Here is a 12,443-nt window from a genome sequence, read left to right on the forward strand (position 1 = left end):
GGAACCTTTACCAGCTAGATAGTCTTGAACAGCTTGTTCTTTTAACTCAGACGAATAGTGTTTCCGAGTTCGACTCTCCCTAAGACCGTCGATTCCGAACTTCTCATATTTCATTTTCCAAGACTGGATTGTTTGATCATCGACCTGATATTGTTTACTGAGTTGGGTAAGCGACTGTTCTTGGTTAAGTAGTAAGCGAACAACTTCTAATTTTTCTTCTACTGATTTTGGACTTCTTTTGGACATAGGAAAACTCCCCTTATAGTTTCGAGTGAATTTTTATTTTTTCACTGTCTACTATATGGGGAGTATATCATAATAGAATTAGGAGTGTTTTCTTATGGTCAAAAAAGCACATTCTCTAGAAACAAAACTATGCTGTATTGAAATGAAAAAATCAGGTAAGTCGACTAAGGTGATTATGGAAACCTTAGGAATCAAAAATAAAAGTCAAGTTAGAACATGGTGGAGCTGGTACAAAAACGATGAACTGCACCGTTTCCACCAACCAGTTGTTTTGGCTTGTTTGACCCACTTATCAAAGACTGAAGGTGTTAAATCCTATTCTTTGATAAGCTCGCTACGTTTCATACCTGCATTGCGAAAGGTCAACGATTTGTTGTTTAAAATCATTTGTGAATTGACGACGTACTTTTCTAGACATAAATTTCTCCTGTTTTTGATTACTATAGAACACTTTATAAATTCTGTCTAGTTTAGTGTAACCGATTCAACAAATGGTAGAAATGAGCCTTATTTCATTGTCCATTTGACAGGGAGCTGCTCAGTTCCGTCGAACTTTTCTTCACTACTAATCTTAGTATGTTTATTTTATTTTTTTGATTGTTGTTTAAAGGTTTTCGCCTCTTCTTCAGTTGCAAGCACAAAGTGACCTGGTGTTATTTCATGCATGGTGCGCTCTTGCCCATCTAATTCTGCTGTTGAATCATATACTTGGTGCACACGCTCTCGTTCTTTTTCAGGATCTGGTTCTGGGATAGCTGATAAAAGACTCTTAGTATATGGGTGGATTGGGTTATTATAGACATCCTCCGAAGTTCCAATTTCCAACATTTTCCCCCAATGCATAACACCGATGCGATCTGAGATATATTTTACCATTGATAAATCATGGGCAATAAAGAGGTAGGTCAGCCCCCGCTCATGTTGCAATTTTTGCATTAAGTTGACAACTTGAGCTTGAATAGAAACATCCAAAGCAGATATGGGCTCGTCCGCAATGATAAACTTAGGTTCGACAGCAAGCGCCCGGGCAATGCCAATACGTTGGCGCTGTCCACCTGAAAATTCGTGTGGATAACGTGTCAAGTGATCTTTGTTCAAGCCAACTAAATCTAAGAGATGCTGAACTTTTTCATCACGTTGCGTTTTGGAGGAAACCAGTTTATGAATATCTAATCCCTCAGCAACAATATCACGAATTTTCATACGTCCATTAAGACTGGCCTGTGGGTCCTGAAAAATCATTTGAGCTTGTTTCCGGAAACTATGCTGATCCTTACCTTTAAGGTGTGAGACCTTTTCTCCATTAAAGATAATGTCACCTTCATTAATATCATAAAGCTTCAAGATAGCGCGACCAACTGTCGTTTTACCTGAACCAGATTCACCAACCAATCCGAAGACCTCGCCTTCATAGATATCAAAACTAACATTATTGATAGCTTTAACTTCATTGGATTTCCCTTTATTAAATGTGAGGGAAACATTTTTTAATTCCACTAATTTTTTTCTGGTGTTTTCCATTAGTTAGGCCCTCCATTTTTTTCTTGCCATTTAGCCCAGCGTTTTAGTATTTGCGGTGGAGGCGTTACTTCAGGAGCCCTTTCATCCAATAGCCACGTTGCTGCATAGTGTGTATCTGACACCTTAAACATTGGTGGTTCTTCTTCATGGTCAATGTCCAAAGCAAATTCATTACGTGCGGCAAAGGCATCCCCTTTTGGGGGATTCAACAAATCAGGGGGCGTTCCTGGAATTGACTGAAGTGCACCCGCAGCTGTATCAGTAGTAGGCATTGAATTCAATAGCCCCCAAGTATAAGGATGTTGTGGATTATAGAAGACTTCATCAACAGTACCATACTCAACGATTTTACCTGCATACATAACTGCAACACGATCAGCCATACCAGCAACAACACCCAGATCATGAGTGATAAAAATAATAGAACTTGACGTTTTTTGTTGAATATCTTTCATCAAGTTCAAGATTTGAGCTTGGATGGTCACATCAAGTGCTGTTGTTGGTTCATCAGCAATCAGAATTTCAGGCTCGCCAGCTAACGCAACAGCGATTACTGCACGCTGCCGCATACCACCTGACCATTGGTGTGGATAATCATTAATATGCTCTTCCGCATTTGGGATACCAACACTCTTCATTAGCTCAAGCGCACGATCCAACGCTTCCTTTTTGGGAACTTTCTCATGCAGCATAATCGGTTCAGCAATTTGCATACCAATTTTCATCGTTGGATCAAGACTTGTCATCGGATCTTGGAAAATCATGGCAATTTCATTGCCACGAATTTTAACCCAATCTTCCTCTTTCAAATCATTGAGATTACGGTTTTTAAAAAGAATATCACCAGAAATTTCAGCATTTTTTGCTGACAATCCCATAAGAGTTTTAGTGGTTACAGATTTACCCGAACCAGACTCACCTACAATTGCAAGAGTTTCACCTTTTTTTAGTTCAAAGTTAACTTCACGAATTGCTTTGACTTCACCAGCATAAGTATGGAAATCAACATGAAGATTTTTAACTTCTAAGATATTTTCTTGTATCATACTCATTTCCCCCTTTAGTCGTTACTTGATTTTGGATCGAATGCATCACGTAAACCATCACCAAGCAAGATAAATGCTAAGGAAATGATAACAAGAGCAAGAGCTGGAAGTAATACTTGATATGGATAATATTGCAAGTTTTCTTGGGCATCTGAAATCAATGATCCAAGTGAAGCTGTTGGGGGTTTAACACCGAGGTTAATCGCAGATAGAACCGCTTCGTACATAATCGCACTCGGGACGGTCATCATAATTTGAACAATGATAATTCCTGAAATATTGGGTAAAATGTGTTTGAATGCTATTTTACCACCAGTTTCACCAAGGGAACGAGCTGCAAGAACAAATTCACGTTCACGATAAGAAAGCGTTAGATTGCGTACTTGGCGGGCCATTGAGGTCCAACCAACAAGACCGATTGAAATAATGATTGAAAGAATTCCATTCCCAAGCAAAAGACCAAGCATAGTAACAATAACCAAGTTTGGAATTGATGATACAACCTCAATAATACGTTGCATCACTGTATCGACTTTTCCACCAACATAACCTGAAATCAAACCATAAGTTACCCCGATAATGAGGTCAATGGCAGTAGCGGCCAAGGCTACCAAAAGTGAGATACGAACACCTACGATGATGCGTTTACCTAAACTACGACCAAGGGTGTCCGTTCCTAGGGCAAACTTTTTATCTTCTGGAACACCTTGATCTGCGTACGCATCATTAGCTTCTGTATTTCCAGAGTAAACAATCTCACCATTCCAAAATGGTAAGTTGTCGCTAATTTTAGGTGGTAAATTTCGATAGATGGTAACTTCCTTTGAATTAAAAGAATTTGCATCTTTTTGCTTCACAAACAAAGTTGAAGTTAGAGAAAAAACCATCAAAAGGACAAGAAACCACATTGCCACAACTGCTAATTTATTTTTTTTAAGTCGACGCCAAGCATCCTGAAAGAAGGATAGTGCTGGCTTTTCAATTTTTTCTTGAGTACTAGATGATCCAGCACCAACAAGTTTGAATGTTTGATGTTTGTCTGCCATTTTACTCTCCTTACTGCAAGCGAACGCGAGGATCAACAATACTAATGATGATATCTGTCGCTAAAATAGCTACCATTAACATTACAGAGTAGACAATTGTTGTTCCCATAATAACTGGGTAGTCTTTTGTCGGAATTGCTGTAACGAATAATTGACCAATACCTGGGATAGAGAATATTCTTTCCATCAAGGCTGAACCAGTTAAGACACCTGCAGCCAGTGGCCCCACCAAGGTCAATACTGGAATCATTGAATTACGATAGGCATGTTTGTTTGTTACTTGACGAACAGTCAAACCTTTAGCGCGAGCCAATTGAATATAGTCAGAGTTCAAAGTTTCGATCATCTCACTACGGAAGAAGCGAGTCACTTGAGCAAAAATTGGGATTGCTAAACCTAATGTAGGTAAAACAGATTGTGCAAATGTTCCCCAGCCAGAAAGTGGCAACAATTGCCATTTAAATCCTAAGTAATCAAGAAGCAAAAGACCAATAATGAAAGAAGGCACTGAGATCCCCATTGTTGAAACAATACTAAGAAAGCCATCAATTTTATTATTCTTATTACGAGCAGAAATAGCCCCCACAACTAGTCCACTACCAATACCTATTATTAGAGCTTGTAGACCAAGTTGAACAGATACACCAAGTCTTTGGCTAAGCATACGTGACACAGGCTGGTTGATTGATTGATAGCTTGTCCCAAAATCTCCTTGTAAAATATCAAAAAGATATTTTACATATTGTTGCCAAACTGGTTTATCAAGCCCATATTGTTTATTCATCAAAGCAATCATCTCATCTGTCAAGCGGGGGTTGTTATAGGGTGTTCCTGGCATTACCTGCATGAGGAAGAAAGAAAGCGTAATTACAACCCATAAGGTTATCAAAAGTATGGCCAGGCGTTTTAGAATGTATTTTATCATAATAGTTCCTTTTTTCTTTTGCTTTTATTGCAGGAAAAACTTTTTCCTGCAATAAAAGCAAGAATTGGAAATTCCAATTCTTGCTGCTATTTAGTCATTCTAGTTATCTAAATTATTTTTTATAAGCATGTGTAAAGTCAGTTGTCAAACCAGTTGAATTTCGAACAAGACCCTTGATAGCTGGGTTTTGTAATGACTCTGTGCTACGGAAATACAATGGATTATAGTAAGCATGGTCATAAAGTGCTTTCTCAGCAGTTTTGTAATTATCAGCTGCAGCTTTTTTATCTAAAGCATTTTTACCAATTGCTTCTTCATATGCCTTATCATACTCTTCACTTGTGAATTTACCGTAGTTATATGAGGCATCAGATGTGAACATTCCATAGAATGTTGATCCTTCCGGATAATCACCACCCCAAAGGGCTATAGCAACTTCAAAGTTTTGATTCTTCGTATCCTCTAAACGTTGTTTGAATGGTACAAATTTTTCTTCAACGGTCAACCCTGGAAGATCATCTTCCCAAGTTGTTTTTAAATAATCCAACGTATTTTTTGCAATTGGAGAGTCTGCATCAGATGTAACAGTAATTGTTAGTTTATCTTCTCCAATCTCCTTTAAGCCAGCTTCAAACAATCTTTTAGCTTCTTTAGCATTATATGAGTAACCCGGAGCAACATGTTTAGCTAAATCTGTGCCATCTTCTAATGTTGCTAATCCGGTAGGCGCTAATGCAGTTGCTGGTTTTGAGCCTGTATCAACCGCTGCTTTTACAACTCCATCACGATTTGTTGCAAGGTTCAAAGCCTTACGGATATTTTCATTTGCTAAGGCTTTAACTTCACCGGTTTGGTTATAAACCATATATGCTGATGTCGCTTCTGGTACAGTTACAAGTTCTTTACTATTTTTATTAGCATTATAGATTGCTGTTGTACCTGAGATATTAGCTGCATCTAAGTCACCTTGTTTATACATTTGTACAGCCGTATCTGGTTTTTTAACAACTTGAATGTTTACCGTTTCAGTTTTTACATTTTTAGCATTCCAGTAGTTTTTATTTTTAACAAGTTTGAATTTGTTATTAGATCCATTCCAGCCTTCAACTTTATATGGTCCAGAATAAAGTTGTGACTCAGAATTTGTTCCATAGTCTTTTCCTGTTTTTTCAACAAACTCTTTCTTCTGAGGCATGAAGTTTGTAAAAGCGAGATACTCCATGAACTGAGGTGTCGGGCTTGTCAAAGTAAAAATAATCTTGTTCCCATCAGCTTTAACACCAAGTTTATTCAAATCTTTTTCGTCACCTGCATTGATTTTGTCAGCATTTTCAAGATGTGATTCTGCTGCAAGGTAAGCGTACTCAGAAGCTGTTTTAGGATCTACAATACGTTGCCATGAATAAACGAAGTCTTCCGCAGTCAAATCACTTCCATCTGACCATTTAAGTCCATCACGAAGGGTCGCTGTGTAAGTGAGACCATCCTCAGATACTTCAACTTTTTTAGCCAAGTCTGGCTCTGTACCACCTTTACCGTCAAGACGAAGCAGGTTGCTACCTGAGTTACCTATCGCTATATTTGAATAGGTATCTGTATTCTTAGATAAGTCCAATGTGTTGATTTCAGTTGGAATAGACCAATTGATAACACTCTTATCTGAATTTGATGATGACTTTCCACCACCACAAGCGACTAATACAGCTGTTGATGTCAGAGCAACCGCCCCTAAACCAACACGCTTCCAATTTGATTTTGAAAACATTGACATACGATGTCCTCCTATGCGAAGCAATTCTTTCTATAGGGGGTATTATAACATAAATTGACTAAAAATGGAAAGCGCTATTTAAAAAAATTTTTCTGAATTTTTGGCTTTTCAGTTATGTTATAATGTTTAGGTAATTAAAAAATATAGGTTTTCGACGTTCTTGGAGACAAAAAATGAAAAAATTAATCATTCTTCTGTGTATCTTATTAGCTTCACTTCTAACCTCAGATGCAACCGCAGATGAATTCAAGGCTAAGGCTGAGCATGCTATCGCTGTTGAAGCAAATACTGGTAAAATTTTATATGAGAAAGATGCGACAACTCCAGATGCCATTGCTTCTATTACTAAAATTTTAACTGTTTATATGGTTTATCAAGAAATTGACAAGGGCAATTTGACTTGGGATACCGAAGTTGAGATTTCTGATTATCCTTATCAGTTGACTGTCAATCCAGAAGCTAGTAATGTCCCTATGGAAGCTAGGAAATATAAAGTTAGAGATTTGGTAAATGCTTCAATGATAGCCAGTGCTAATAGCGCAGCGATTGCTCTTGCAGAGCATATCGGAGGTAGTGAGCCAAAATTTGTTGATATGATGTCTCAACAATTAAAGGATTGGGGCATTAAAGACGCCAAGTTAGTTAATGCTTCTGGACTCAATAATGAAGTCTTGGGCGATCATATTTATCCTGGTTCTAAAAAAACCGACGAAAATATCATGAGTGCAAAGGATGTTGCCATTATTACACAGCATATCATCAAGGACTATCCTAACCTCATTAAAGTCAGCCAACAAGGAAGTGCTGATTTCGATGGTAGCTTGATGACAACCCATAATTATATGTTAGAAGATATGCCCTACTACCGTTCTAGTGTTGATGGCTTAAAAACTGGAACCACGAAAAAATCCGGCGCTTCTTTCGTAGCAACTTCTACTGAAAATGGGATGCGTATCATCACTGTCGTTTTAGACGCTGAGAATGCTGAGAAAGATGAGTTAGCTCGGTTTAAAGCAACAAATGAGATTTTAGATTATATTCTTGCTAATTATGAGAAAAAGACTATTTTGAAAAAAGGGCAAACAGTTGATGATAGCAAGGTTTCTGTTCGTGACGGAAAGGTAAAAACAGTCAAAACTATTGCAGCCAAAGACCTGACTATCATTCGTCCGATTAACCAAAAATCGAAGATTATTTTTCAATCTAATCAAAACGAATTGACTGCGCCTGTACAAAGTAAGACCAAGGTCGGCAACTTTATTTTCAAAGATAAGAATCTTGTCGGAGATGGCTATTTGGGTAATCTTCCAAGAGTGGCTGCTGAAACCAAAACGCCAGTTGAACGAAGTTTCTTCTTAAAGGTTTGGTGGAATCATTTTGTTACTTATGTCAATGAACATTTATAAGCAGAATAGGTGTGAAAGCAATGTGATAGTTACAACTATACATAGCATGTGATAAACCTTGATTAATTTTTCATGTGAGATACCTCCTTTGTGATTATGATAGAGTGACGGGGAAAACATTTCTATCTTATCATTTTAGGAGGATTTTTTATACCACGCTAGAAACTCTACAGAACCACTAACACCTCTAGTATAGCCTTTTGAATTAACCTTGATACGCGGTCACTTTCGAACTTGCCGTATTCATACTCTTCGAAAATCAAAAGCAGACCTTATTGACTTGATTTCATGAACTTCAGTTCTATCGGCTATCTGTGTCGCTTAGTCTGCTTTTGATTTTCATTGAGTATAAGCAATGTCCGCGTCTCAGTTCCTTGTCTAAAAGTTAAGTCATTTGACTATCGTTTTCGGAAGACAAAAAAGGCAATCGCAAGTAGCTTCAACGAAACCGCATGTAATCGCCACTACGCATCGTCTCATTCGAACGATACATTTTATCCCAAAAATCACAAAATAAGGTGTTCTTTTGGCACGCCCTTATGACGCTATCAAACCATCAAAACAGTACAGTTACACTGCTTTTACTACTGGATTGTGAGATAATAACGCTTTAAAGCCTTAATAGGCTTGACAAATAGTAGAAAAAGACAAACCTCAAAACTGAGGTTTGTCTTCAATTTGAAAAGTTCGCTAGATAGCGGCTTTTTTTATTTATGATGTTAGTCTATAAGAAAATAAATTATCCGACAGACCCTTCCATTTCGTAGGAAATAAGGCGATTCAATTCAACGGCATACTCCATTGGAAGCTCTTTGGTGAAGGGTTCAACGAAGCCCATGACAATCATTTCAGTTGCTTCTGATTCAGATAAACCACGACTCATGAGGTAGTAGAGCTGTTCTTCTGAGATTTTTGAAACTTTAGCTTCATGTTCCAAGGCTACTTGAGAATTATGAATTTCATTGAATGGAATGGTATCTGATTTTGAAATATCATCCATCAAGATGGTATCACACTCAATATGACTCACTGATTTTTTAGATTTTTTATTAAAGGTAACTTGACCACGATAATCAACCTTGCCTCCACCTTTGGCGATTGATTTTGAAACAATCGATGATGAAGTATGGGGAGCATTATGAATCATTTTAGCACCTGTATCTTGGTGTTGTCCTTTATTGGCAAAGGCAATGGAGAGCATGGTACCACGCGCACCTTCTCCGTCCAAGTAAACAGATGGGTATTTCATGGTTGTTTTAGCACCGAGGTTACCGTCAATCCATTCAACTGTAGCATTTTTAAGAGCCTTGGCACGTTTGGTCACCAAGTTATAGACATTATCAGACCAGTTTTGAATGGTCGTATATCTCATGTAGGCACCTTCAAGTGAGAAGATTTCAACAATAGCAGCATGGAGACTATTAGAGGAGTAGGTTGGGGCTGTACAGCCTTCCACATAGTGCACACTTGCTCCCTCGTCTACAATGATTAAGGTACGTTCAAATTGACCAGTATTTTCATTGTTAATACGGAAGTAAGTCTGAAGCGGAATATCGCACTTAACTCCTTTAGGGACGTAAATGAAGGTTCCTCCTGACCAAACTGCTGAGTTAAGGGCAGCTAACTTGTTATCTGTTGGCGGTACCAGCTTAGCAAAGTATTGTTTGAAGAGATCGGGGTAATCTTTGAGAGCTGAGTCAGTATCTGTGAAAATAATGCCTAGTTTCTCAAATTCTTCCTTCATGTTATGATAAACAACTTCTGATTCATACTGGGCCGAAGCTCCAGCTAAGTAGGCTCGCTCAGCTTCTGGAATACCAATACGTTCAAAGGTTTCTTTGATTTTTTCAGGCACATCCTCCCATGAACGTGCTGGCTTATCAGAGGGCTTTTGATAGTAAATAATATCATCAAAATTGATGTCTGATAAATCAGGCCCCCACTCTTGCATAGGCATTTTATTAAAAGTTTCTAGTGATTTGAGGCGGAATTCCAACATCCATTCTGGCTCTCCCTTAGCAGCGGATAATTCTCTAACTACCTCTTCACTTAGGCCTTTTCCTGTTGATAAAATTGGTTCAACATCATCATGAAAACCAAATTTGTATTCACCTAAATCAATAGGTTTTGGTTCTACTTTTTCAGACATGATTTTTCCTTTCTATTCTTGCTATAAACGGTTTCTAAGGGGATTCTAAATGAGATGTCTGTTTACTTCTACATGATTAATAAAACAGTTTAATGACGAATTTGGGTGCCGCGATTACTTTTCACTGCGTTCGATGGCCTTTTTAAGAGCATTCCAAGCTAAGGTCGCACACTTGATTCTCTGTGGGAATTTTGAGACGCCCGCCATAAAGGCGGCATCTCCTAGAGCTTCTTGTTTAGAATCTTCTTTTCCTTGAACCATCTCTGAGAAAATATCTGCTAAAGTTAGGGCTTCTTCTTTTGTTTTTCCCATAACAGCATCTGTCATCATACTGGCTGAGGCTGTTGAAATAGCACAGCCATGACCGGAAAAAGCAATATTTTCAATTTTATTGTTTGTCATGGCAAGGGTTAGGGAAATAACGTCGCCACAGGTTGGGTTGTTCAGTTGAATAGCTTCAATACCTTCTAGTTGCCCAAAATGATGTGGGCTTTTAGAATGTTCCGTAACCAAAGTCATGTAAAGATTATTTAAACTAGAGAGTGCCATTAAAAAACTCCTTGGTCTTTATGATAGCGTCAATGAGTCGATCGCAGTCTTCGTAAGTATTATAGGCATAAAAGCTAGCCCTAAGAGCAGATGAAATCCCCAGATAATGAATAAGTGGTTGTGCACAGTGATGCCCCGCACGAACAGCAACTCCTTCATAATCCAAGGCAGTTGCAACATCATGAGGATGAATGCCTTCTATATTAAACGAAATGAGACCGATATGATTACTTGGATCTTTCGAACCGTAGACAGTAACCCCTTCGATTGCTTGAAGTTTGGGTAGCGTATAGGTAACTAAAGCTTGGACGTGAGAATGAACAGATGCCATCCCCAAATCATTCAAATAATCAATAGCGGCTCCCAAACCGATAGCTCCAGCTATATTAGGCGTACCTGCTTCAAACTTCCAAGGCAATTCTTTCCAAGTTGACTCTTGTTCATGCACAAAATCAATCATTTCACCACCAAATTCTAGCGGATCCATGAGATTGAGAATATCTTCCTTACCGTAGAGAACGCCAATACCAGTCGGCCCCATCATCTTATGACCAGAAAAAGCGTAGAAATCACAATCTAATTCATGAACATCAATTGGCAAATGAGGAGCTGCTTGCGCCCCGTCTACAACCATGTAAGCACCGACTTGATGAGCCATCTCTGTTAACTCTTTGATAGGGTTAAGGCAGCCTAAGACATTAGAAACATGGGCTAGACTAACAAACTTCGTCTTTGAAGAGAGTTTGTTTTGATAATCGTCTAAATCCAAAATACCATCTTTAAGGTAAAGGTAAACGAGTTCTGCTCCAGTTGCACGACAAGCTTCTTGCCAAGGAACTAGATTGGCATGATGCTCCATGATGGAAATAAGAATCTGGTCTCCTGGCTGCAAAACAGTGCGAGCAAAACGCGTAATCCAATTAAGGCTAGTAGTTGTGCCTCTGGTAAATATAATCTCTCGTGACGAGCTAGCATGGATAAAATCAGCCACTTTCTGACGACTGACTTCATATTTGTAAGTGGCTCTTTCAGCTAGGGTATGGACGCCGCGGTGCACGTTCGCATTATCTTCATGATAATAGTCCATAATGGCATCTAGAACTGGCTGTGGTGTTTGGCTGGTTGCAGCATTATCCAAATAGACTAGAGCTTCGTCATTCACTTTTTGATTTAATATAGGAAAATCAGATCTTATACTTTCAAACATTGTTTTTCTCAATCATTTCATTCTCTTTTCAAATCGTAAAGCTCCTAACAGGAGACTATTCTCTTTCGGCTTTTGTACATTTCAGTTTATTTCATGGAGATCACGTTTGAATCTGTTGTAACATTCAACAATACGAAGACTACAACGATTAACATAAAAATAAACATTTCGTTGCTCAACATAAGGGTATCAGCGTCTCTCAAAACTCGATTTCAGGATAAGGGTGTTCCACAGCTGTCCAAATTGCTAATCCAGTTTCTTTACTGTATCTTTTTGGTTAAGTAAAGATAATTTCTTAGTCTCCATGATTGCCTTTTATCTTGACAATGAGAACGTCAGCTGTTTGATACTCAATGAAAATCAAAAACAGACTAAGCGACACAGATAGCAGATAGAACTGAAGTTCATCAAATTAAGTCAACAAGGTCTGAGTTTGATTTTCGAAGAGTATGAGCTTTGTGAATAAGGCGCTAGGGGGCTCCCTTCAGCGATTGTTTGATCGATTGTTTCGCGCGACATAACCTGTCCTTCTTCAAAAGCTATTTTTCAACAGCAAAATGCTTCCATAGTCCCTTAG

The 12,443-nt window shown here is 38.4% G+C and carries 10 protein-coding genes and 2 pseudogenes; 2 read left to right on the forward strand and 10 right to left on the reverse strand.

Going from position 1 to position 12,443, the window contains the following annotated elements; all coding sequences use genetic code 11:
- Window positions 1–246, reverse strand: a 246-nt coding sequence (locus A3IA_RS0106935) for a helix-turn-helix domain-containing protein (protein ID WP_018380599.1), incomplete at its 3' end; no start/stop codon positions are given.
- A 94-nt stretch (window positions 247–340) separates the two neighbouring features.
- Between A3IA_RS0106935 and A3IA_RS13465 the strand changes: the two are divergent.
- Window positions 341–514: pseudogene (locus tag A3IA_RS13465) on the forward strand (helix-turn-helix domain-containing protein); the annotation flags it as partial.
- Here A3IA_RS13465 and A3IA_RS13090 read toward each other — a convergent pair.
- From A3IA_RS13090 to A3IA_RS0106965, 6 genes and pseudogenes are all read right to left on the reverse strand, one after another.
- Window positions 499–664, reverse strand: a pseudogene (locus A3IA_RS13090) (transposase); the annotation flags it as partial. The pseudogenes A3IA_RS13465 and A3IA_RS13090 overlap by 16 nt on opposite strands.
- Before the next feature lie 167 nt (window positions 665–831).
- Window positions 832–1,767: an ABC transporter ATP-binding protein gene (locus tag A3IA_RS0106945; protein ID WP_018380601.1), complete on the reverse strand. Its 936-nt coding sequence runs from the start codon at window positions 1,765–1,767 to the stop codon at window positions 832–834.
- Window positions 1,767–2,813 carry an ABC transporter ATP-binding protein gene (locus tag A3IA_RS0106950; protein ID WP_018380602.1) on the reverse strand — a complete coding sequence of 349 codons (1,047 nt, stop codon included), beginning with the start codon at window positions 2,811–2,813 and terminating at the stop codon, window positions 1,767–1,769. Before A3IA_RS0106950 ends, A3IA_RS0106945 begins: the two co-directional genes overlap by 1 nt.
- Before the next feature lie 14 nt (window positions 2,814–2,827).
- Window positions 2,828–3,859, reverse strand: a complete 1,032-nt coding sequence (locus tag A3IA_RS0106955) for an ABC transporter permease (protein WP_018380603.1) — start codon at window positions 3,857–3,859, stop codon at window positions 2,828–2,830.
- Between the two features lie 10 nt (window positions 3,860–3,869).
- The gene (locus A3IA_RS0106960) at window positions 3,870–4,784 is read right to left on the reverse strand and encodes an ABC transporter permease (protein WP_018380604.1); all 915 of its coding nucleotides are present in this window, start codon (window positions 4,782–4,784) and stop codon (window positions 3,870–3,872) included.
- Between the two features lie 112 nt (window positions 4,785–4,896).
- Entirely contained in the window at window positions 4,897–6,555 is a 1,659-nt protein-coding gene (locus tag A3IA_RS0106965) for a peptide ABC transporter substrate-binding protein (RefSeq protein ID WP_018380605.1), read from the reverse strand.
- A gap of 173 nt (window positions 6,556–6,728) precedes the next feature.
- Between A3IA_RS0106965 and pbp3 the strand changes: the two genes are divergently transcribed.
- Window positions 6,729–7,961, forward strand: a complete 1,233-nt coding sequence (gene pbp3, locus A3IA_RS0106970; protein WP_018380606.1) for a D-alanyl-D-alanine carboxypeptidase PBP3 — start codon at window positions 6,729–6,731, stop codon at window positions 7,959–7,961.
- Window positions 7,962–8,700: 739 nt separating this feature from the next.
- Here pbp3 and sufB read toward each other — a convergent pair.
- From sufB to A3IA_RS0106985, 3 genes are all read right to left on the reverse strand, one after another.
- Entirely contained in the window at window positions 8,701–10,110 is a 1,410-nt protein-coding gene (gene sufB / locus A3IA_RS0106975; protein ID WP_018380607.1) for a Fe-S cluster assembly protein SufB, read from the reverse strand.
- 114 nt (window positions 10,111–10,224) lie between these two features.
- Entirely contained in the window at window positions 10,225–10,659 is a 435-nt protein-coding gene (sufU, locus tag A3IA_RS0106980; protein WP_018380608.1) for a Fe-S cluster assembly sulfur transfer protein SufU, read from the reverse strand.
- Window positions 10,646–11,866, reverse strand: coding sequence for a cysteine desulfurase (locus A3IA_RS0106985; protein WP_018380609.1), 1,221 nt, complete (start codon window positions 11,864–11,866; stop codon window positions 10,646–10,648). Before A3IA_RS0106985 ends, sufU begins: the two co-directional genes overlap by 14 nt.
- Window positions 11,867–12,443 lie beyond the last annotated feature (577 nt).

Origin of the sequence: Streptococcus thoraltensis DSM 12221, assembly GCF_000380145.1 — a bacterium.
Classification (GTDB): domain Bacteria; phylum Bacillota; class Bacilli; order Lactobacillales; family Streptococcaceae; genus Streptococcus; species Streptococcus thoraltensis.